Origin of the sequence: Hahella ganghwensis DSM 17046 (genome assembly GCF_000376785.1) — a bacterium.
Taxonomy (GTDB): Bacteria; Pseudomonadota; Gammaproteobacteria; order Pseudomonadales; family Oleiphilaceae; genus Hahella; species Hahella ganghwensis.
In genome coordinates this window covers 1-22,547 of sequence record NZ_AQXX01000083.1, presented here as the reverse complement: position 1 = coordinate 22,547, position 22,547 = coordinate 1, and the positions used below count along the sequence as shown (strand labels likewise).

The 22,547-nt window shown below is 47.1% G+C and carries 22 protein-coding genes and 1 pseudogene; 19 read left to right on the top strand and 4 right to left on the bottom strand.

Annotated elements, in window-relative coordinates; all coding sequences use genetic code 11:
- Window positions 1-12: 12 nt before the first annotated feature.
- On the bottom strand, window positions 13-312 hold the full coding sequence (locus F566_RS0105700) for a hypothetical protein (protein WP_020406020.1): 300 nt from the start codon (window positions 310-312) through the stop codon (window positions 13-15).
- Between the two features lie 656 nt (window positions 313-968).
- Between F566_RS0105700 and F566_RS38160 the strand changes: the two genes are divergently transcribed.
- A complete protein-coding gene (locus F566_RS38160) occupies window positions 969-1,115 on the top strand; it encodes a helix-turn-helix domain-containing protein (RefSeq protein ID WP_425402006.1) in 147 nt (48 codons plus the stop codon).
- A 125-nt stretch (window positions 1,116-1,240) separates the two neighbouring features.
- Here the strand turns inward: F566_RS38160 and F566_RS0105690 are convergent, their stop codons facing one another.
- A complete protein-coding gene (locus F566_RS0105690) occupies window positions 1,241-2,233 on the bottom strand; it encodes a carbohydrate porin (RefSeq protein ID WP_020406018.1) in 993 nt (330 codons plus the stop codon).
- 375 nt (window positions 2,234-2,608) lie between these two features.
- Between F566_RS0105690 and metX the strand changes: the two genes are divergently transcribed.
- The 10 genes from metX to F566_RS0105640 all read left to right on the top strand — a co-directional run bounded on the left by metX (window position 2,609) and on the right by F566_RS0105640 (window position 11,452).
- On the top strand, window positions 2,609-3,766 hold the full coding sequence (metX, locus tag F566_RS0105685) for a homoserine O-succinyltransferase MetX (RefSeq protein WP_020406017.1): 1,158 nt from the start codon (window positions 2,609-2,611) through the stop codon (window positions 3,764-3,766).
- Window positions 3,756-4,349 (top strand): methionine biosynthesis protein MetW, encoded by a 594-nt coding sequence (gene metW, locus F566_RS0105680; protein ID WP_020406016.1) that lies wholly within the window; start codon window positions 3,756-3,758, stop codon window positions 4,347-4,349. The genes metX and metW overlap by 11 nt, the downstream gene beginning before the upstream one ends.
- A gap of 23 nt (window positions 4,350-4,372) precedes the next feature.
- On the top strand, window positions 4,373-4,816 hold the full coding sequence (locus tag F566_RS0105675; RefSeq protein WP_020406015.1) for a DUF4426 domain-containing protein: 444 nt from the start codon (window positions 4,373-4,375) through the stop codon (window positions 4,814-4,816).
- Window positions 4,817-4,852: 36 nt separating this feature from the next.
- Window positions 4,853-5,452 carry an RdgB/HAM1 family non-canonical purine NTP pyrophosphatase gene (rdgB, locus tag F566_RS0105670; RefSeq protein ID WP_020406014.1) on the top strand — a complete coding sequence of 200 codons (600 nt, stop codon included), beginning with the start codon at window positions 4,853-4,855 and terminating at the stop codon, window positions 5,450-5,452.
- Between the two features lie 13 nt (window positions 5,453-5,465).
- Window positions 5,466-6,611, top strand: a complete 1,146-nt coding sequence (gene hemW, locus F566_RS0105665; protein WP_020406013.1) for a radical SAM family heme chaperone HemW — start codon at window positions 5,466-5,468, stop codon at window positions 6,609-6,611.
- Between the two features lie 84 nt (window positions 6,612-6,695).
- Window positions 6,696-7,232 (top strand): hypothetical protein, encoded by a 537-nt coding sequence (locus tag F566_RS0105660; RefSeq protein WP_020406012.1) that lies wholly within the window; start codon window positions 6,696-6,698, stop codon window positions 7,230-7,232.
- Window positions 7,233-7,451: 219 nt separating this feature from the next.
- Window positions 7,452-7,787 carry a hypothetical protein gene (locus tag F566_RS0105655; protein ID WP_020406011.1) on the top strand — a complete coding sequence of 112 codons (336 nt, stop codon included), beginning with the start codon at window positions 7,452-7,454 and terminating at the stop codon, window positions 7,785-7,787.
- Between the two features lie 336 nt (window positions 7,788-8,123).
- Window positions 8,124-9,188: an ABC transporter substrate-binding protein gene (locus F566_RS0105650; protein WP_020406010.1), complete on the top strand. Its 1,065-nt coding sequence runs from the start codon at window positions 8,124-8,126 to the stop codon at window positions 9,186-9,188.
- A 60-nt stretch (window positions 9,189-9,248) separates the two neighbouring features.
- On the top strand, window positions 9,249-10,142 hold the full coding sequence (locus tag F566_RS0105645; RefSeq protein ID WP_020406009.1) for an ABC transporter permease: 894 nt from the start codon (window positions 9,249-9,251) through the stop codon (window positions 10,140-10,142).
- 59 nt (window positions 10,143-10,201) lie between these two features.
- Window positions 10,202-11,452: a quaternary amine ABC transporter ATP-binding protein gene (locus F566_RS0105640; protein WP_020406008.1), complete on the top strand. Its 1,251-nt coding sequence runs from the start codon at window positions 10,202-10,204 to the stop codon at window positions 11,450-11,452.
- Here F566_RS0105640 and trmB read toward each other — a convergent pair.
- Window positions 11,449-12,138 carry a tRNA (guanosine(46)-N7)-methyltransferase TrmB gene (trmB, locus tag F566_RS0105635; RefSeq protein ID WP_020406007.1) on the bottom strand — a complete coding sequence of 230 codons (690 nt, stop codon included), beginning with the start codon at window positions 12,136-12,138 and terminating at the stop codon, window positions 11,449-11,451. The genes F566_RS0105640 and trmB overlap by 4 nt on opposite strands.
- 442 nt (window positions 12,139-12,580) lie before the next feature.
- Here trmB and F566_RS0105630 point away from each other — a divergent pair, with 442 nt between their 5' ends.
- Window positions 12,581-13,426, top strand: coding sequence for a hypothetical protein (locus F566_RS0105630; protein ID WP_020406006.1), 846 nt, complete (start codon window positions 12,581-12,583; stop codon window positions 13,424-13,426).
- A 259-nt stretch (window positions 13,427-13,685) separates the two neighbouring features.
- Here F566_RS0105630 and F566_RS34775 read toward each other — a convergent pair whose 3' ends face one another.
- A complete protein-coding gene (locus F566_RS34775; protein WP_085942873.1) occupies window positions 13,686-14,387 on the bottom strand; it encodes an ATP-binding protein in 702 nt (233 codons plus the stop codon).
- A gap of 116 nt (window positions 14,388-14,503) precedes the next feature.
- Between F566_RS34775 and F566_RS38155 the strand changes: the two are divergent.
- From F566_RS38155 to F566_RS0105585, 7 genes and pseudogenes are all read left to right on the top strand, one after another.
- A pseudogene (locus tag F566_RS38155) lies at window positions 14,504-14,884 on the top strand (Tn7 transposase TnsA N-terminal domain-containing protein); the annotation flags it as partial.
- 3 nt (window positions 14,885-14,887) lie between these two features.
- A complete protein-coding gene (locus tag F566_RS37595; protein WP_245555157.1) occupies window positions 14,888-15,169 on the top strand; it encodes a TnsA endonuclease C-terminal domain-containing protein in 282 nt (93 codons plus the stop codon).
- Between the two features lie 4 nt (window positions 15,170-15,173).
- Window positions 15,174-17,078, top strand: a complete 1,905-nt coding sequence (locus F566_RS0105615; protein ID WP_020406003.1) for a Mu transposase C-terminal domain-containing protein — start codon at window positions 15,174-15,176, stop codon at window positions 17,076-17,078.
- Window positions 17,075-17,962: a TniB family NTP-binding protein gene (locus F566_RS0105610; protein ID WP_020406002.1), complete on the top strand. Its 888-nt coding sequence runs from the start codon at window positions 17,075-17,077 to the stop codon at window positions 17,960-17,962. The genes F566_RS0105615 and F566_RS0105610 overlap by 4 nt, the downstream gene beginning before the upstream one ends.
- 2 nt (window positions 17,963-17,964) lie before the next feature.
- A complete protein-coding gene (locus tag F566_RS38150; RefSeq protein ID WP_083921014.1) occupies window positions 17,965-19,047 on the top strand; it encodes a TniQ family protein in 1,083 nt (360 codons plus the stop codon).
- A gap of 616 nt (window positions 19,048-19,663) precedes the next feature.
- Window positions 19,664-20,542: a hypothetical protein gene (locus tag F566_RS0105590; protein WP_020405998.1), complete on the top strand. Its 879-nt coding sequence runs from the start codon at window positions 19,664-19,666 to the stop codon at window positions 20,540-20,542.
- Between the two features lie 191 nt (window positions 20,543-20,733).
- Window positions 20,734-22,494, top strand: coding sequence for an ATP-binding protein (locus tag F566_RS0105585; RefSeq protein ID WP_020405997.1), 1,761 nt, complete (start codon window positions 20,734-20,736; stop codon window positions 22,492-22,494).
- Window positions 22,495-22,547: the final 53 nt, after the last annotated feature.

The window sequence follows — 22,547 nt, the reverse complement described above, 5'->3', positions numbered from 1 at the left end:
TGCGGTGCTTTTTTATTGGTTCAGATACCTTTTTTCGGCATTGAATACTTTTCGATGACTGTACACCAGCACCCGATGAGGTCCTTGTGAGGTTTCTTCGGAAGTGTTCTCTAGGAACACAGGAAAAATCGTTTTACCCCGGTGGAAATAGCCAAAGAATGGGGCAAATGTCTGTAACGCCTGATCCGACAACCAGTCTGAAGAATCCTGGTTCTGCCCCTGCTTAGTATGGCCGAATCCACCGGTCTGTGCATTTGAGGTCAACGCCGCAAAAGTGACAGCTGCGGCAAGAATTGATCTTTGGAGGTTCATTGTTATCCCCTTCACTTCTTGTTGACGTTTCTTTGAGAACGCCAAAATTAGCAAGGGAATATGACACCCTGTCTCACATTCCATGACAGAAATATTTCAAACCCACTAACGATCCGCTCAATCACTTTTCCGGAAACATTCCTTTGCACACCGTCTAATAAACAGCCTTCAGATCGCTTAGCTGCTTTTCTATATGATCAACATATTCGAAATCATACATTTTCGTTTTTAGATCATTTTTATTCGATATTTATCATTTTACTAAAATGCTTTACTTTTGGGTCTGCTAGGATTCGTTTTCCGCCCATTAAAATAACAACATGAACGAGAACACTAACGATGCCCCAGACACAGTATCCCGCCTCCCCAGCATATCAATTCAATCGCTCCCAATTGTTCATCATATCTTTCAGTTTCCCGTAAACCCGATAAAGAGACTCAGAACATTTAGTCCAGGGAACAAGGGACCGGCTGCCTCTTGCCCGATATGGATATTGGCTCTTGTGCAATCCGTGTTTTCCGGGGAAAACTTCGTTTCCCCCGCCTGGTAAGGAGGATACTCATTTTCAGGCCAGGTAGGCCTTTCGGTTCAGCGATCCGATAAACTTAACCTGGAATACCTCACCAGCCTCAGGGTAGACCATGCCAGGAGACAATTGATTCACACTCAGGAACAGGTCATCAACATTGCTTTTGACAGCGGCTTCACTTCGGTGACGCGTTTCTACGAGGTTTTCAGCAGATACTATCAAAAGTCACCCCTGCAATATCGCAAGCGACACTCTCATCTGAATCACCCATGACGAAAAAAAAGCACCGCCTGAAAAGGCGGCGCAATCACACAACGTCGGAAGATCAAGCATATGCTTGGTCCGGCTTACCTGCCGGCAGGCACCATCCCTGTACCTGAAGACTACGTCTGGTCGTTTTAGAACGTGTAGTTAAAGCGGGTACGGAACTGATTCAGCTCGTCATCATCACCCACATTGTCAGCAGACGAAGTTGAACCGGCAAATGTGACGGAGGCATTATCAATGTCAAACAAAGGAAGGGTATAGGCGATATAAACGGTCGTGACAGTCGGATCGTCATCAGACGCATCCAGATCAGTTTCTGAGTGAACCGCCCCCAAACCGAAAGCACCATAGGTGACGTTAGCACCGAAAGTTGTGACATCAGCATTGCTAATATCATCAGACCCCATCGCAGCATTCAAGTTTATGCTCGCACCACCGGCGTTAATATTACCAGTGATACCGAAGCCAGACTTATCGACTTCTTTGGGATCTGCAGCCTCATCCGAATATTCATATTTCAGGGCTTCATATCCGGCTGAAATGCTGAAACTATCGCCGGAAAAAGTAATACTTGGACGTACCCCGGAGAAGGTTTCCTTGTTGTCGCCTTCAGAATCAGCATCGCCCCAGATAGTGTCCAGCTCCAATGAGATCATGTCACTGGGACGCACTCTCAGGGCAAACTGCCCACCATTATCACCAGCCCGGCCACGCACCAGATTGGCTTCATATACCTCTGCTCCGCCATCGGAACCGGCATGAGAAACGACCGTATCTTTTCCAAGCGGGAACAGGTTGATCGCTTCGAAACGTCCTGCCTGAACGTCCCACATGTCGCTGCCGAACTTTATCCACATATCATCAGTGGCAGCGCTACCATCCTTCTTCAACAAACCAGAGCCCTTACCTTCGACAAAATAGCCGTTCAGCTCTTTTTTACCGGTGACATTAACTTCTATCCTGCCTCCCTGCTCATAAGTCGTATCATTGGCTTTACTGTCAATCACATCAGTGTCCAGCTCAATATTCGCACCAATACCAAATTCGGCATTTGCCTGGGAAACAGCCAGGACTAACGAAAGAGCCATGAAGGGAAGTGTTTTATAGGGAGTCTTATTGATCATACTTGCAGTTTTCCTATTGTTGTTTTCATGTGTATAAGCGCCCCGGATCTCCGGAAATTCCCTTCTCGACACTGCCGAGAAATCATCTCGACTTTAGAGGGACACGCTGAAACACCACCATGGTAGGAAGGAAAGGCTGCGATGACTTACGTGATATTTAGTAAATATTACGTAATAGTAAGATTCCATTACGCAATAATCGTCCATTTTTACGAGATCGTAAGATCATGGCTTTCGTTTTATTTACAACATCAGAAAAAGCCCCCCCCACAAATCACTGCTTTGGCGAGACAACATTATTTCTTGCGCAATTTCCAAGGGGTTTATAGACTGCGCGGTTCACACACGCTTTTTTAACAGGACTCCCGAACACTCATGCCTGAGACCATTCCACCGGATTCGGTTGGTATCGTCACACCGGAGATGGCGGTGTTTGACGAACCGCTGCACCTAGAGTGCGGTAAGCAATTGGACAGTTACCAGTTGATCTATGAGACCTATGGGGAACTGAATGCAGATCGCTCCAATGCTGTCCTCATATGTCACGCGTTAAGCGGCAACCACCATGTCGCGGGCTACCACAGTATGGAAGACCGCAAACCCGGCTGGTGGGACAGCTGTATAGGTCCGGGAAAGCCGATAGACACCAATCGCTTTTATGTAGTGTCGTTAAATAACCTCGGCGGCTGCAATGGTTCCACTGGCCCCAATACGACCAATCCTGCCACTGGAAAACCCTATGGTCCGGATTTCCCAGTGGTCACCGTCAGTGATTGGGTGGCTAGCCAGGCCAGGCTGGCCGATTCCCTCGGTATAGAGTGCTGGGCCGCCGTCATTGGAGGCAGCCTGGGAGGCATGCAGGCACTACAGTGGTCAATTCAATTCCCTGACCGCATCAGGAATGCACTGATTATCGCTTCCACTCCCAAACTGACCACTCAGAACATTGCCTTCAACGAAGTGGCCAGAAAGGCGATCACATCAGACCCGAACTTCCACGACGGTCGTTATTACGAACACAACACTTATCCAAGCAAAGGACTGATGTTGGCCCGCATGGTCGGCCACATTACTTATCTATCTGATGCATCCATGGGTGAAAAGTTCGGCAGAGATTTGCGTAATCAGGCATTCAACTTTGGATTGCTCGATGTAGAATTTGAGATTGAAAGCTACCTCCACTACCAGGGAGAAAGGTTTTCCAAGAACTTTGATGCCAATACTTACCTGCTAATGACAAGGGTACTGGACTATTTTGACCCGGCCAGAAAACATGGCGGCAATCTCGCCGCTGCACTGAAAGGCGCAAAATGCCGCTTCTTCGTCGCGTCATTTACCACCGACTGGCGCTTTTCCCCAGAACGCTCTGAAGAATTGGTAAATGCGCTTCTGGAAGCGAAGAAGCAGGTCAGCTATATGGAAATTGATGCCCCTCACGGACATGATGCCTTCCTGATTCCCACCCCACGCTATATGGACGTGTTCAGCGCCTACATGAACCGGATTGCGGAGGAAACCAAAGGTGCGAGCTGATCTTGAGATTATCCGCGAATGGATACGCCCGCAAAACCACGTCCTCGACCTGGGCTGCGGTGACGGCACTTTGCTGGCCTATTTGTCTGAGCATAAACAGGTTCAGGGCTATGGCCTGGAAATCGACAGCGCCAATATCACCCAATGCCTGAAGAAAGGTGTCAACGTCATTGAACAGGATCTTGATGTCAAAGACCTGTCCAACTTTAAAGACAAAAGTTTTGACGTGGTGGTGATGACCCAAGCCCTACAGGCAGTTCGTCATCCGGATATCATGCTGGAAGAAATGCTGCGTATTGGGAAAGAATGCATTATTACGTTCCCGAACTTTGGATATTGGCGATTAAGGCTATATCTGATGCAGAAAGGCCGCATGCCGGTTTCCAGAACACTTCCGTACACATGGTATAACACTCCGAACATCCATTTATGTACTTTCAAGGACTTTGAGGCACTCTGCTACCAGAAAAACATCCATATACTGAACCGTACCGTAGTAGACAATGAGCATCGTCAGCGGTGGTTCAACAAGGTCTGGCCGAACTTTCTGGGCCAGATTGCCATTTACCATGTCACCCGATAAAACTGCTGGCCGGTATATATAAGATGAAACGTCTCACAAACATTTTAGCCCTTGTCACTCTGCTCTTCCTGACAACCGCTGCAAATGCAGAGCAAAAGCAGGTTTTCGGCGATTATGAAGTTCATTACATAGCACTTCCGACGACCGTTCTGGATCCGGCGATCGCCAAACAATATAACCTGGTAAGAAGCAAAAGCACTGGCTTTCTGAATATCTCGGTCCTTAAAAAACAGCCGGACGGCACCACCCGAGCAATATCTGCTTTTATCAGAGGGCATGTTCGCAATTTGGTACAACAACAGCGTGAGCTGGAGTTTTCACGAGTCAGTGAAGGTTCTGCCGTCTACCAGATAGCGCAGTTCTGGTACAGTGAAGGAGAGAATATGGTGTTTGAACTGGAAGTTCAGGCAGACCCGGAGCAAGGTCCTTTCTCTCTGCGTTTCAGCCAATCACTTTACCCCGAGTAAACCGATCTCAATACCACCTATCCCGCAGGCAGAAATATGTCCAAGATTGTACTGGCCAGCAATAACTCAGGCAAAATCAACGAATTCAACCGGCTTCTGAAACCCTTCCAGTGGGAAGTCATCTCCCAGGGTTCCATGGGAGTGGAATCCGTCCCTGAAGACGGTTTGAGTTTTGTCGAAAACGCGCTGATAAAGGCACGCCACGCGAGCCGCACGACAGGACTTCCCGCGCTGGCAGATGATTCAGGACTGGTGGTCGATGCCCTGCAAGGGGCGCCCGGAATATACTCCGCACGCTATGCAGGACAGGATGCCACAGACCAGGAGAACAACAATAAACTGTTGCAAGCTCTGGAAGATCTACCGGCAGCACAGAGAACAGCACACTTTCATTGCACCCTGGTTTGGATGCAACACGCTGAGGACCCGGATCCGATTATCTGCCAGGGGCACTGGTACGGTACGATTCTAACCAAGCCTACCGGCACCAAAGGCTTTGGCTACGACCCACTTTTCTGGGTAGAGCAGGAGCAATGCTCATCGGCAGAACTTACCCCCGAACGTAAAAATACGTTGAGCCACCGAGGGCGTGCAGTCTCGGAACTCCTGCAAACATTGCAGGAACGCCACGGCTGACAGCGGCTTTAGTATGATAGAGCTTCCTCCTCTCTCCCTTTATGTTCACATACCATGGTGCGTCCGCAAGTGCCCCTATTGTGACTTCAATTCTCATCAGGCCCGCGAGGGGATTCCAGAACAAGACTATCTTAAAGCTCTGCTTCGAGACCTGGACCAGGAAGTTGAACGCCTATCTCAAACTAATACGCTCCGCAGGCTGACTTCCATATTCTTTGGTGGAGGCACCCCCAGCCTGCTGCAGCCGGAAACGATTGGAAGCATTCTGCAACACGTTGCAAACACCATCGGCTTCGAAGACAACATTGAGATCACATTGGAGGCCAACCCCGGCACTGTCGATTCAGATAAATTTAAAGGATTAAGACAAGCCGGCATCAACCGCCTCTCTATCGGCATTCAAAGCTTCCAGCCCCGTCATCTGGAAACACTGGGCCGAATTCATACCAGCACAGAGGCAAGCCACGCCATTGCGGTAGCCAGGGAGGCTGGTTTCGATAACATTAATCTGGATTTGATGTTTGGTCTGCCGGACCAAACCACAGAGGAAGCCCTGCACGACATCCAAACTGCTCAGGCCTTGGCCCCGGAACATCTTTCCTGGTATCAGCTCACCATTGAACCCAATACTGAGTTCTATCGCCACCCTCCCCGCTTACCTGAGGACGATGACCTCTGGAATATGCACCAGAAGGGAATTGAAACTTTAAGCAAAGCTGGATTCGAGCAGTATGAAGTTTCAGCTTTTGCAAAACCGGACAGGCAAGCCCAGCATAATCTTAATTACTGGCAGTTTGGTGACTATATTGCGATCGGCGCCGGTGCTCACGGTAAAGCAACCATCCCGGAAGAAGGGCGAATTCAACGCTACTGGAAAACTCGCCTGCCCCAGCACTACCTGAATCGAATCGACCATTACCGCGCCGGAGAGGAATCCATTGCAGCGGAGGATCTTCCGTTCGAATTTTTGATGAACGCCTTAAGGTTGAAACAGGGAGTCGAATCAGAGCTTTTCTCCCGACGCACCGGCCTTCCACAGAATAACATTGCGCCAACTTTGCAGGATCTACGCAACAAAGGCCTTCTATCAACAAGCAGGCTGCAGTGTTCAGAACAGGGCTACCTTTATCTTAACGAGGTCCTGCAACAATTCATGTAATTCACCCAGGTTGCATTCAGTACTTGCCAAGCCCCCCGCATTGAGTATTAAATACTCACTTGTTTAATAACCGACAGTGAGACAATGGACGACCCGGACCCGACACCCTCGCGACGACTTTGGATTGCCGCATCTCTAACCGCCATCCTTGGCGCGATACTTTTCTGGATTGATCAATCTCTTATTTCCCCAGCCTCTCCGCTCGGCATCATCAGCTTTGAGCTGGCCAAGCATGTAGAGCAAGCCAACCTGATTCTTGAATCATGGAACCAAGACGGCCAATATCTGGCTATCTGGAGCCTGGTAGTCGATTTCCCCTTTATTCTGGCTTACTCCACACTTTTCACATTATTGACCCTTAAATCCAAAAGCGATCTCCGTCAGCTATTTGCTGTGGGCTTTATGATCGCGGGGTTCTGTGACCTGGTGGAAAATCTCGCACTGAGTGGGATTCTTGCTGGCTTCGTCTATCCGCAATTGACTGCAGCAGCTTATTACTTCGCCAGTTTGAAGTTTCTACTTTTATTCAGCGGTTGGGCATTTTTCCTGTCCCAGGGTGTTTTTAAAGTCTGGGAACGTATACAAAGTGTTCCCCGGACACCGCAAAGAGCTCTTAAGTAGTAAAACAGACACCTCCTCAGGGAGGTGTTCTCTCCACTTCTCAAATACCAGCAGCATCAAATTACCAGTCCTGTAGATTCTACAAACCATTGTAATTACTTCTTCCCTTTCCCATTCAGGCAGCTCATTCTAAATAATATTACCTCGCTGATATTAAAGAACTTTTAAGGTTTTCCATCACTTGGCATGGGGACTGCAATATCTTAATCAGACGTACTGATGTCGATCGAAATGAATAATTTCCACCCGACATTCACTAAACCTGGTAAAGAGGAGATCAATATGGCCTTACGCGAATCAATCACTGAAAAAATCGAAGCACAAATCCAAGCCTTGGAAAAGCACGTGGATGCTGAAAAAGCCAAGGCAGAGGAAAAACTTGCCGAGGCTAAAAGTGATCAGGCCGAAGCCGAAGTTAAGGAAGACGTGAGAAACAAAGTTCATCAATTGCAGGCCCGCATTGATGAGGCTCGAAACACTCTCAAAGAAGTCAAAGAGGTAGGAGAAGACAAACTGCAACAAATTGGTGATCGCATCAAAAAATGGGCAAGCTGATGCCTAAAGCCTCTCAGAAAAAGAGAGTCTTCCTTTTGTATTGAACGTTACAGGCGTTCTCCGGTCCCCCAGTCTCATCTCGCCATCGAGTCTGGGGGAACAAACTGATATTCGGTAACGCTTTAATACTGAACGCTGCATTTAAACCTTGGGCCTGATGCCGAGTTAGTTTGAAGAAGAAGCACCTGCTTCAGATTTACCCCCTCCTCCTCCTTTTTTTTCTCTTCTAACTCAATTAATACAATTTCTTCATCTTTTGCAGACGGATTAAGTATTATTTATAGTTCTAATAAATAAGCTCCTTCATTTTAATAAATCACAAAAGGATAGCGTTCCGTGAAAGTACAACATTTTTGCCTCTCTGCCAGTCTGGTTCTGCTGACCGCCTGTGGACAGGAAGCTGAACAACCTGCTCAGGAAACCAATACCACGACTGCTGCCAAGGAACAGGTTGCCGATTCATCCTCTTGTGGACGTGTCACTATTGCTGATATGAACTGGAACAGTGCCACCTTTATGGCTCATCTGGATAAATTCATCCTCTCTCAAGGTTATGGCTGTGATGCTGAACTAATGCCGGGAGATACGATGCCGACCGGCACCTCAATGATAGAAAAGGGTGAGCCGGATATTGCTCCGGAAATGTGGAGCAACTCTCTGAAAGACGCCATTGATCGCGGTGTTGAGGAAAAACGTCTGCGCTACGCCGGCAAGTCCTTGTCCGATGGTGGAGAGGAAGGTTTCTGGGTTCCCCAGTACATGGTGGAAGAAGATCCAAGTCTCGCCAAAATTGAGGGCGTCATTGCCAAAGCCGACATTTTCAAACACCCGGAAGATCCTGATAAATCCATGTTCATGGGTTGCCCGGCTGGCTGGAACTGCCAGATCACTTCCGGAAACCTGTTTCGAGCCCTCAACCTATCAGACGCCGGATTTGAACTGGTTGATCCAGGTTCAGGTGCCGCACTGGCCGGTGCTATCGCCAAAGCCTACGAAAACAAAGAACCCTGGTTCGGCTATTATTGGGCGCCGACTGCTGTTTTGGGCAAATACAAAATGGTAAAAGTGGATTTCGGCACCGGTGCAGACCCTGAAGAGTACATTTCCTGTACGTCCAAAGAAGGTTGCGTCGACCCTAAAGTCACCATGTATCCCCCCAGCCCAGTGCACACGGTCACCACCGAAAACTTCGCTTCCGAGGCACCACAGGCTTATGAATACCTCACCAAACGTTCCTTCACCAATGAAAAAATGAATGAATTCCTCGCCTGGATGGAACAGAATCAGGCAGACGGGTCCTATGCCGCTGAGTATTTTATCAAGAACCATGAAAACACATGGAGCCAATGGGTTAGCGCGGAAGCAGCGACAAGTATCAAGGAGGCCATTGCGAACCTTTGATCTTTAGACCTTCCCAGTCAGGGGGCTGACCTCCCAGCCCCCCATTTACCGGAGTACCATATGGCTGAAAAATCCTGGCTGACTGACGTTCCACAACTCGATCGTGAAACCCTCCTGAGTATTCGCCAGACCCTTGATGAGGCCTATCGCGGATTTTCCCGTGCTTATGGCGAAACAATCGAATCCTGGTTTGATCCCATACTGGCATTTCTTGTCTGGTTTGAAAAACTTCTACTCGCCACTCCCTGGTGGCTCGTCATTCTGATACTCGCCGGCATATCCCACTTTGCCGCCCGTTCCTGGAGGCTGACGATTGGAGTTGTGATCTCCTTCATACTCATCGGTTATTTCGGCATGTGGGAAAACACCATGCAGACACTGAGCATCATTACCGTCTGCACTCTGCTGGCGATAGCCCTCGGAATTCCGACAGGAATCGCGATGGCCAGATCAGATCGAGTCCAAACGATAGTGACTCCAATTCTGGATGTCATGCAGACCATGCCGGCGTTCGTCTACCTCATACCGGTCGTAATGTTACTGGGAATCGGGAAAATTCCCGGCCTGATCGCCGTGGTGATTTACGCCATACCACCCGTAATCCGCTTGACCAACCTCGGTATCAGACTCGTTGATAAAGAAGTCCTTGAGGCCGCTGACGCCTACGGTGTCACCCCCACACAGAGACTCTTCAATATTCAGCTTCCCCTGGCAATGCCCAACATTATGGCCGGCGTAAACCAAACCATCATGATGGCACTTGCGATGGTGGTAATTGCATCAATGATCGGTGTCAAAGGTCTGGGCCAACCGGTTCTTAAGTCGATCACCAATCAATACTTCACCCTTGGCCTTTTTAATGGTCTGGCCATTGTCGCTCTGGCTATTGTATTTGACCGGGTATCCCAGGCTTATGCCAAACGCTCTCAACAGCATATTGGATCAAGGCAGTAGCGGCCCGAAAACTCCACAACGGGCATTTAGATGACAGGCTGAGGCAGATAACAGACACCATGACAGAAAATACAATTATAGAAATCGCCGGACTGTACAAGGTGTTCGGCAAGACTCCCGAGAAAATCATGCCGATGGTGCGTGAGGGAGTCCCCAAAGATACCATTCTCAAACAGACTGGGCACACCCTTGGGTTAAAAGATATCAACCTGCAAATTCGCCGTGGGGAAATCTTTGTCATCATGGGCCTCTCCGGCTCGGGAAAATCAACTTTGATCCGCCACTTCAACCGATTGATTGATCCCACCGAGGGCCAGATCAAGGTTGAGGGGACCGATATTATGCAATTGGGAATCCCGGAGCTCAGGGACTTCCGCCGCCAGAAAATGTCCATGGTTTTCCAACATTTTGGTTTGCTTCCTCACTATACCGTTCTGGATAACGTCGCTTTCGGACTGAAAACCCAGGGCATCAACAAAAAGACTCGGAACGCCAAAGCTCAGGAATGGCTGACTACCGTCGGCCTGGGGGAGTATGGAGATCAATATCCAAGCCAGTTGTCAGGCGGACAACAACAACGGGTAGGACTGGCCAGGGCCTTGTGTACCGATGCCGATATCCTGCTGATGGATGAAGCATTTTCCGCACTGGACCCACTGATCCGAAGCGAAATGCAGGACCAGTTGATTTCACTTCAGGAAAAGCTGCACAAAACGATCATATTCATCACCCATGACTTGGATGAAGCCCTCCGTTTAGGTGACAGGATTGCGATTCTCAGGGATGGAGAGCTTGTACAGGTAGGTGAACCAAAAGATATATTGCTTGAACCAGCCGATGACTATGTTGAGGCCTTTGTACGCGATGTCAACAGGGCCCGGGCTCTGACGGTTGATACCGTCATGAAACCACCATCGTGCCGTATTGCCTCAGAACTTATCTCTGAAGCCATCCGACAGATGAAGCAATCAAAAAGTGAGTATGGATTTTACGTCAATGAGCAGGGGTATCAGGGTGCCGTTTCCCGTAAAAGCCTTGAACAGGCCCTGGAACAGCAGGGAGATCGCGCCATCGATACATCCGTGGTGAATGCTGGGCATGTCCTGTCTCCCAATGCCATCATTGAAGAAGTAATACCGGACACTCTGGAGTCCGAATTCCCTCTGCCTGTGGTCAATGAAAGAGGGGAACTGGAAGGAGAAATATCAAGGCGCCATATTGCCAGGATACTCAGTGTTCCCCACGACGCGCCTGAAGCCTCCAACGAAGCCAATAACGACGATCCTCCCTCAAAGGATCTACCCGCTTAAACTTCGCGACGGTAGAGAAGATCCCACACGCCATGCCCGAGTCGCTCACCACGTTTTTCAAACTTGGTCACCGGACGATAATCAGGTCTGGGTGAATACTCTTCAGGTCCAACATGGTTGCGGTAGCCCTCTGCCGCTTCCATGACTTCCATCATATGTTCGGCATAAGGCTGCCAGTCCGTTGCCATATGAAATATGCCGCCGACCTTCAGCTTATTGCGAATCCTCTGTACAAATTCAGGCTGGACAATGCGTCTCTTGTTATGGCGCTTTTTGTGCCAGGGATCCGGGAAAAACAACTGCACACGATCCAGGCAGCCCTCTGGCAGGCAATCATCGATCACCCGATTGGCATCTTCCCAGTAAACGCGCAGATTTTGCAGAGATCTGATCTCGATTTCACGCATCAACGCACCGATTCCCGGCTTGTGGACCTCAACACCGATAAAGTTCATATCCGGCGCTTGCTCAGCCATTTCTGCCAGGGATTGTCCCATTCCGAAGCCAATTTCCAACACCAGAGGCGCTTCTCTACCAAATAGAGAGACAGGGTCAATCAATCCATTCTCAGCTGTCAGCCCTCGAGTGGGCCACAGATTATCGAACGCCTTTTGCTGGGAAGCCGTCATACGACCGCCTCGAATGACAAAACTACGGATACTGCGTAAAGGCTTACTTTCTTCCATATAACTTCAACTGATCTTCAGGTGGTGTGGGGACATTTTTTCAGGGGGAGCTATGATAAAAACCTTAGAACAAAAAACAAGCAGTTTTTAGGTCCTCACCCTTCATTCACGATCATATTTTAAAGGATGACTGACAACCTGCCCTTTTCTGGTACATATAAATGACGGGCAATTAGCTTGTCATTTGCCCGGGTTGCACCAGCATTGTGCAAAATATCGCTGACGCGCTTGTCATTAGCACAAAGAACGCACAACTCCCGAAGATAAATATCAGTACTCCCAATCTCTTTAGCGCGCGAACGCCCAATTCCTGAGCGTTTAGAGCACATCCGGGATTAAGAACGTAACAATACCTCTTAACTCTTCTTTCTGGCCTTTAATTTGCTAATTCAGCATTAGTACTCAAGGGTTTGATTACATATCGATAAAAAAGAACACCACTATGGCTCTATCAAAAATCAGACAAGCTTATGAACGCCATCAGGAGCGGCAGCGTTGCCTCAACCTTTCTTTGCAGCTACTGGAGTTAATCAGTCACGTCCAGCAGCACCGGGGGGCTACACTGGCAATTTTGGCGGGAGATGAGTTTTTTGAAATGCGCCTGGCCGCCATAAAACCTTATGTGCTCGAAGACTTACAGGAAGTACAACAACTTCGTAAAGATCTGATCACGGATGAGGTTTGGGAAAGCCTTTGTGCAGAATGGTTTACAGTCAATTATCATTGGCGCCAGGACAGCGCATTTCATAATTTTGAACTCCACACCCACTTGATTCAGCAATTGCTTAAAATCTTCAAGGATTTCCTGAACGGGCCACTATTCAGCCACCTTGATGAAGCCCACCAGCCAATTGCCAAGCTTACGCTGAATGAGCTCCCCGAGCTTATGGAAACAGCAGCCCAGGTTCGAGGGATAGGCACACATTGCCTGGCATCCAGTCTTCAGGAAAAAGCTTTTGCTGACCGGCTGGGGTTTCTTAGCCGTTACTTTACCCGCTCAACACAGCATCTCAGTGCCATGCATGATCTGGATACATTGCTCCCAACCACTCACTCCTGGTACGACTTGATAAATACCTGGGAGAAAATCGAACAGAACATACAGGACAACATGTTGCCGAAAGCCTCGGGCGGCAGCCTTGCGGCGGACACGTTCTTTAACAACAACAGTCAGTTGGTCTTTCAAACCAAGCAATATATTAAAAGCGGGTTCAAGCGACTGAAAAGTGCGACAGATACTGAGCTGGAAAGCTGGATCAACAACAGTTCCATTAATACAGGCACCTGATTCTTTGATAGGACCTAAACAGAAAAGCCGCAGAAAGGCATCCACATTCCACAATGTTTTACAGAAAATTTACGGCCATGTGGAACTGTTTCCTAGATCGATTTGTCTATTTTTTATACAATACAAGTGTCGGCATACGCTTTATCTGCTCTTAAGCAATAGGCATAGGTCGGCACGTCAAATTCGATCTGAAGCGATCGAAGTTGTCTTCCTAAACCCCATTTAGGAGTCCGGTTTCGGACTCCTTTTTTTAATACTTTCAATTACTTGTTACGCCGCTACCTATCACTTGAGTCATACGTCGTCGGTCCAGGGCTCGAAAACTCAAAGATTCCAGCAAATGGGCGGAGCTAATCTTCTCAACCCCTGACAAGTCAGCAATAGTACGGGCAACACGCAGTACCCGGTGATATGCTCTCGCGGACATTCCCAGTTTCTGCAGCGCCTGCTCCAGCATCAGCCTGTCGGCTTCTTCCAAAGCACAGAATTGTTCAAGTGCACCTCCAGACAAATACTGATTGGCAGCACCACTACGCTCCACCGCAGCCCCTCTGGCCTGCTCGACTCGTGTGCGAACCTGTTCAGTGGTATCCGTAGCACCTTGCATCTGAAGCTCCCGCAGTCCAATGGCAGGTACTTCGATATGAAGATCGAACCTGTCCAGCAACGGACCAGATATTTTCTGCCGATATCTCTGCACCTGCTGTTCAGTACATTGGCAGGCGATCTGTGGATGCCCCGCATATCCACATGGACATGGATTCATGGCCGCTACAAGCTGAAAGCTGGCCGGGAAAGTGGTTTGTTGAGCGGCCCGCGAGATGACAATCTCGCCCGATTCCATCGGTTCACGGAGGACTTCCAGCACTTTTCGGTCAAACTCGGGAAGTTCGTCCAAAAACAGTACACCATGATGAGCAAGAGAGATTTCTCCCGGCCTGGGATTAGAGCCACTGTGAATTCCATCTAACTATGCGACAGTTCTGTTTACATTTAGGGGTTTCTGAGCGAGTATTCACATAATATTATGCGACCAAAGTACAACTATTTATGCGATTGGATTGAGGAATATAACTAATGGCGCGACTAGCTAGTGGGGCACCAGCTCGAAGGATTGGAACCAATCGCCGCAGCCTTACAGGCAAGGTTAGCCTCTCACAGGGAGGAGCTGTTGAGTTTGAATCCTCACTAGAAAGGGACTGGCTAATATGCTTGAACTTTAGTCCCAACGTTTTAGGAATTAAGGTTCAACCGTTTACTCTTGAATACCAATTCAATGGGACTATGCGGAGTTACACTCCTGATGTTTTAGCCGAGCTTCAATGTAACAGCGATTCACCTAGGATCATCGTCTACGAAGTCAAACACAGGAGTGAACTACACTCTGATTGGCATCAACTTAGACCTCGCTTTAAAGCAGCTGTGAAGCACTGCAAATCGCATGGATGGAGGTTTAAGATCATGACCGAATTGGAAATCAGAACCCCACTACTTCAAAACGCCAAGTTTCTTCGCAAATACCAGCACCGGGCGGAGAATCCTCTCATCAAGCAACAGCTAATGAATACATTAAGAGCCTTGGGCAAGACGACCCCACAAGCACTATTAGCTGCGGCATATTGGAGAGACGACAGCCGAATGGAGGCTCTGCCTGTCCTATGGAAAATGATTGCGGAGCGAGAAATCCTTGCTTCATTGCATAACACTCTCACGATGAAATCCTCTATATGGTTAGCAGAGTAAAGTTATGAGCGGCATATCCAGAAACTTTTTCAAGATAGAACCAGGGCAGCTAGTAAGTTTTGGGGATAGTAGATATCAAGTAACACACCTTCTTTCGTTGGACAGCATTCTTGCCGTTAATCTGGAAACCCAGGAGACCCAACGACTCAGAATAGAAACTGTCACCCCGATTGACCCAGAAGCAAATGAGCACACTTCACAGCCCAGTGAAAGGGAGCTATGGCAGCTAAGCAAGGAAGAATGGGAAGAAGCGCAAGACCGATTCCGTGCAATCAAACCTCTTCTGGCAAACCCAATTAGATCAAGAGACGACGTAGAAAGGCTCGCTCAAGAACACAAAATCCATGCAGCTACATTGTATCGATGGCTAAAGCTCTATCAGGATGCCGGCCACGTTTCGGCATTAGTACCGAGTAAGCGAGGCCGAAAGAAAGGAACTTTCTTATTAACAACAGAGCAAGAGAAGGTCATCGAGTCAGCCATTGAAGATTTATATTTAACCAAACAGCGGCATAACCCTACAGATGTCGCCGAAGAGGTATTAAGAAGGTGTCGTCTGGCAAAAATATCCCCTCCTCACCCGAATACTGTCAGATCTAGAATTTCTTTGATAAATCCTGCACATAAACTCAGGCGAAGGGGCTTCAAGGATATCGCCCGAAATCGCTATGCGCCTATCCAAGGAGAGTTTCCTGGAGCAGATCATCCTTTGGCGATCGTGCAAATCGACCACACCGAAGCGGATCTCATTCTTGTTGATGAAGTTCATCGGCAACCCATTGGAAGGCCATGGCTGACTCTCGCTATAGATGTTTTTAGCCGAATGGTTGTTGGGCTATACCTGACATTTGAAAGGCCAAGTGCGGCATCAGTGGGCATGTGCATGGCAAACGCGATGTGTCCCAAACGAGAATACCTAGCAGATCTAGGTGTCGCTGGCGAGTGGCCCGTTTGGGGAAAACCAGATGTCATCCATGCAGACAACGCAAAAGAATTCCGAGGTAAGGTTCTCCAATTGGCTTGTGAGAACTACGCAATAGACCTTCAATGGAGGCCAGTGCAGTTGCCCCATTTCGGCGGACATGTAGAGCGCCTAATGGGCACGATGGCAAATGAAATTCGCAAATTACCTGGCACGACTTTCTCTAACCCCAAACAGCGCCGGGGTTACAACTCCGAATCAGAAGCCACTCTAACCTTGGCAGAGTTAGAGAAATATCTTATCGATTTCACAGTAAATGTTTATCATCAACGCCTACACCACCAACTGGGTATGTCACCAAGGAAAAAGTGGGAGCTTGGTGTCTTGGGAGATGAACACACACTTGGTACAGGCCTCTTCCCAATTCCAGAAGACCCCTTACGTATTCGCTTGGACTTCATGCCCTTCTTTGAGAGAACAGTACAGCAATACGGCATTCAAATAGACAACATTACTTATTATGAGTCTTCTCTCGATCCCTACATTAACTCTACAGATCCAGAAAATCCTAAAGCAAAGCGCAAATTCCTAATTCGGCGCGATCCGAGAGACATCAGCAAAGTATATTTTTTTGACCCCGCTGATAACCGTTATATTGCCATCCCGTACCGAAATATTGGCTTCCCGGCAATGAGTGTTTGGGAGTTGAATGAAGTCCTTACAAGGCTTAAGAATGAAGGCCGAAAAGATATTGATGAGAACTTGATTTTTGATGCACTGGAGCGTATGAGAGCCCATGTAGAAGAGGCACAAAAGAAAACCAAGGCAGCTAGAAGACAGGCTACGCGAAAACCAAAACCTACTCCCAAAACGCTGCCATCCAAGTCGGAGCCAAAAAGTTCCCCCTCCATGGCCCCTAATTCAGTTGAAGACGACCTGTTTTCCACACCAGTCAGGCCATTTGACGAGGTATTGTTAACCCGATGAGCAAATTTTCTCACCTTAGCCCAGATGTCATTGAAATGCTTGATCTGCCTGTTAATGAACGAGCGACCTTCTGCAAAACAGACCGTTGGATTGGGTATACACGAGCAACACAAATACTGAATCAGCTAAATCGACTGCTGACTCATCCCAAAAGCCTTCGGATGCCCAATGTGCTGATCGTCGGCAGAAGCGGGAATGGTAAGAGCTCAATCTTGGAACGTTTCTGTCACTGGCACCCGATACAAATCACACCAAGTGGAACGCCCATAGCCCCTATTTTACGTATAGAAATGCCAGAAACTCCGGACGAATCTGAGTTCTGGTCAACTATTCTGTGGAACCTAGGCATATCACACAGAGAAAGAGACCCAGCACCAATCAAAAAGCGGGAAGTAAAGTCTACTCTCCAATACGCCGAAGTGAGAGTGCTGGCTATAGACGAATTCAACAATTTGACCAACGCTGGCAAAATTGCAGGAGATCTACTTGCGGCAATAAAAGGGCTTAGCAACGACCTCAAAATATCAATTGTTGCTGCTGGAACTCAAACAGCTATCAATGCGTTGAACTCTGACCCTCAAATGAAGTCTCGCTTTGAACCCGCTGCCTTGGATCGATGGCAATTGAATCATGAGTACCTCAGATTCTTAGCCAGTTATGAAAGGTTACTACCTTTAGCCGAACCTTCTAATTTAGCCTCACGCGAAATAGCACCCAAATTATATGGGATGATGGGGGATACAATCGGAGGTACTGTCAAGCTTTTAAAAGCTGCAGCCGTTCAGGCCATTGAAACAGGCCAAGAGAAGATTACATCGAAACTCTTGGATAACCTTGACTGGGTTCGCCCCGGTGATTGGGAAGAAGTCGCTCGCAGAGTTTGACTATGCCGACTTGGCCTTTCCTTCCTCATAAAATCGATAACGAACTCTTAAGTTCTTTCTTGGTGCGCACCTCACACCAATATGGTACTACTGCATATAGCTTTTGCTCGCACCATTTTGGCACTAAAACGGCTATTTGGAATAGAGACATAGACCGCTCCGCACCAAAATCACTTATTCAAAGGATTTCTGATTTCTCGGCGCTTTCTTGCAAATCAGTAGAGAAGATGACGCTCAGAAAGTATGAGCTAACGACATGCCTGACAGGAAGTGCGCACAGCCCGATCCAAGGATTTGCTCCCTGGATCAACGCTATTGGCGTGTATCACCGTGATCGAAAGCGCTTTGGGTTACAATACTGCCCTAAATGCCTCCAGGAATCACCAGGCTTCCTAAAAAGTTGGCGGCTATCCTTTGTCACAATATGCCAATCCCATCAACTAGGCCTGCTAGATCGGTGCCCAGAATGCCGAGCCCCAGTCATTCCTCATCGAAATCACATGCATACACTGAATTGCCATAATTGTAATTTCAGATTGGATAGGGCACCTGGATCTCTTCTTGGTAAAACCTCTCAAATGCATAGCCTGATCAATTTCCAAAATAAATTGTTCAAAGCTCTGCATGGATTGCCAGTAAACATTGGACGACAAGAGATTCCTGGCAGGGACGTGCTTGCTGGAGCCCATATATTACTTAGCGCCCTAAGACAAAAACGCTGCTCGAAATACAGCCAATTAGACGACGCTGGTGTAGGCGCTATTGAGCTCTCTGACACTTCAGAGCGAATGACAGTCTTGCTTTTCATGGACTCACTATTAGAAGGATGGCCTCAATCTTTCAGAGATTTATCCCGTCAAGTCTGTTTAGATCAAAAACCTTTTTCGAATCACTCATCTATTCCTAACTGGATAGACATAGAAATAAAAAGACTTCCGATTTATTCACGTAAACACAGAACAAGAATAAAAAGATCGAGGTCCCCTTTGGAGGAACTCAGATCTCTTCAACGCAGAAAGCCTCCTGGATGGCGAAGCCAGAGAGCATCAATCCTAATGGAGCTGGCAGGTAAATATGGGCACTGATGCAAAATATGGCAGGTATTGCGACGAGTGCGGCAGAAGCATACAAAAAGCCCATCGTGTCTACAAAGGGTTCGACTACTGCGCCTCCTGCTACGCACGGGTTTTCGTCTCCACAAACTGCGCAACGTGCGGAAATAACTACCGAGTCCACAGGAACTCAAATGAAGAGCCCATTTGCAGAAAGTGTAAAATTGCCAAAAGGACTTGTATTAGGTGTGAGCGTCCTGTACCTAAGGCTGGGATGTTGACCAATAATGGCGCCGCAGTATGTCCTGCCTGTACACCCTATTTTAAGAAACCTGAACACTGTCACCTATGCAACAAATTGACGCCTAGACTTTCAAGGCATCCGCAATTTGGTATTAATGAGAAGATCTGTGATTCCTGCAGAAACAAGTTTACGCACCAAACCTGCATCATTTGTCGAAAGTACAGAAAGGTTGGTACTTACACTCCAGAAAATAAGCCAGTTTGTATGGACTGTTCCTCAGTGTCAAACCCACAACACAATTGTCCTGATTGTGGCATTCTCGTATCAGGAACTGGTCGGTCACGATGCCTGGTATGCCTCAACGCAAGAAGACTCAGAAAAGAGGTAGCACTTCATGAGAATACCTTGAATCACAAGTGGTCCAGAGAACTACTGAGCCAGTTTTCAGAGTGGCTGCTGGAAACTCAGGGCAACCATCCCAACTTGCGCCGGAAACTCATAATTCACGAGACCTTCTTCGAAAGGCTCGATGCGAGCTTTCCATCGACTGATACCATTAACTATGAAGAGTTACTTAAAGCTTTCACTGTAGCAGAACTCAGAAAATACCTGCTATCCAGCCAGTTTCTGCTCAATAAACTCTCAATAGAAATACCAGACCAGATTAAGCATGATCAAAGCGAAAAAGACATTATAAGAAATAAGCTAGCATCTAATGCTCGGGAACCCTGGGGAGCCCTTCTCAAACAGTATTCGGAGTGGCTGAAGAACAGCAAGATTCAGCCAAGGACAATTCGTCTCTACTTACGAGCTGCAGAAAAATTCTGCCAATACGGCTCATTAGACTCACTCCAGCCCTGGAAGAAAACGCTGTTAAAGAGTTTTCTTCAAAAACACTCCAGCTCACGTGCGTCCCTACACAAATTCGTCACCTACTGCCGAAAAATAAAATCCTGGGATGTATCAATGCCCTCTAAATCAGAGCTGAAATCTACTAGTAGTGGCCAGAAACAACCTCGTACTATCAAAGAGCTGAAAAATCTGCTTGCTGAGGTAGAAAAACGAGGAGTTGAAAATACGCCAATTCATGTCCTCCATAGCATAATTGCCAAAGCATTTGGCTTTCCTTTAAACAGCATAGACCTATCAACTTGGCGTCTGTACACGTCAGGTAATGATCTGCTTATCAAAACAGATCACGAGTCTATAGAGGTACCGCCTTCATTAAGACCAATAGCAACTCAAGCATTTTCACTACTGAGAAATCATCCTCCGCAAGCATAGTTATGACCCCCTTCCTTTTTCGGGACACTCTCCCCCGGCCAGTTTTCCAACATTCACTTAAAGAACTAAGGTGGCACGAGGCAGTAAACCCTGATATATATCAAGCACAGCTCAACCTATTGCTTTAGCTTTTTAGGTTATCATCTCAAGGCCTAAAATATAGTCTTATTATTATCAAGGAGTGACGATTCATGACCACGCCAACCCCTCTGCATTTTGATGTCAGCAGCGGGCTAAAAACCGTACTTGGAAGCGAACTTATCACAGATGATGAAGTTGCAATCTTCGAGCTAGTAAAAAACTCATTCGACGCTAGAGCCCCCCAAGTTGATATTTTTTTCGGAAATGATGAGATTATCATTGCAGATAATGGCACAGGCATGACCTATGACGACATCAAGAAAAAATGGCTCTTTGTAGCATATTCATCAAAGAAAGAAGGGAACTCTGAGAATTACAGAGAAGAGATAGCGAACCGAAAATACTACGCTGGAAGTAAGGGAATAGGTCGTTTTTCGTCCGACAGATTAGGTAAAATCATAATATTACAGACACGTCATCAATCAGAGCTCCAAGACCCTGTACATAACCTAACAATAGACTGGTCTCTTTTTGACAAAAACCATCAAAAGCGATTTGATAAAGTAAATGTTACCTACATCTCCAATCCAAAAGGTTTCGATATTCCAGACCAGTTGCCAAGGCTTAATTCTGGAACAGTAATAACTATAAAGCACACAAGACAAGTCTGGAATAGAGAAAAGATTTGTCGTATAAAATCCGCTTTATCGAAGCTAATTAACCCCTTCGGATCTGACGCTGATGGCTTCAAGATAGTCATTCATGCTCCTGCTGAGGAACAGGCAGACAAAGATGCGCAAAAGCGTGCGGATGAGAAAGAATTAGTTTTACCCCCCAATGACTTAGCAAATGGAGAGGTTGGGAATTTCATATTCACTACCCTTCAAGAAAAAACGACATTTATTGAGGTAAAAATTGACCCTACCACGAATCAAATAGAAAGCTCCCTAACAGACCGAGGCGAGGTAGTTTATAAAATTAGAGAGCCAAATACCTACCCTTTACTACAAGATTCGAATTTCCACTGCCTTCTATTTTTTCTAAACACTTCAGCAAAAATGACTTTTGCTCGTCGTATGGGGGTTCCTTCAGTTCAGTTTGGATCTGTTTTTTTATTTCGCAATAACTTTCGAGTATTCCCCATAGGGGAAGAAGGAGATGATTGGTTCAAGATGGACCGAAGAAAGCAGCAAGGATATGCCAGATTCCTTGGCACTCGTGATGTCATAGGTAGGCTAGATGTTTACGGCTCTGATGAGCATTTTATGGAGGCATCTAGTCGAAATACCGGACTTATAGACAGCCCTGCTGTGGATGAGTTGCAATCTTGTTTTCGAAATCTATGCCTGAAACGTCTGGAACGATACGTTATTCCTGTAACATTCGTTGATAAAGAGGATCGACTTTCTGAAAATATTTCACGTTTATTGACTGATCCTGCGAAGGCTAGGGTTGCTTCTGCTTTAGCCAAATTAATAGATAATGAAGAAATTGAACTACTTTATTACAGCCAAAAACTTATAGGCATCCTTAGCGAAAGATCGTCAAAATTCGAAGAATCCCTCGGAAGCCTTAAAGCAATCGCGGAAAAATCAAAAGACAAAACTTTCCTTAAAAATATCGAAGCCGCTGAAAAGCGTTTTGATGAGCTACGTCGATCTGAAGAAGCTGCTAGAAAACAAGCAGACGAGGAACGTAGAGCCAAGGAAGAAGCAAGGGCAAAAGCGGAAGAAGAACGCAAAGCAAAAGAGCACGAGAAAAAAAAGGCGCTTGAAGCGGAAGAACTAGTAACAAAAGTTTCAGCACAGTTAGATGAGGAAAAGAAAAGAACTCTATTTTTATCCTCAATTTCAACACTAGGGAGAGTCTGAATAACCCCAAGGTTCTGAGGTAATTCAAACTCTCGACGATATATGGCCGAATA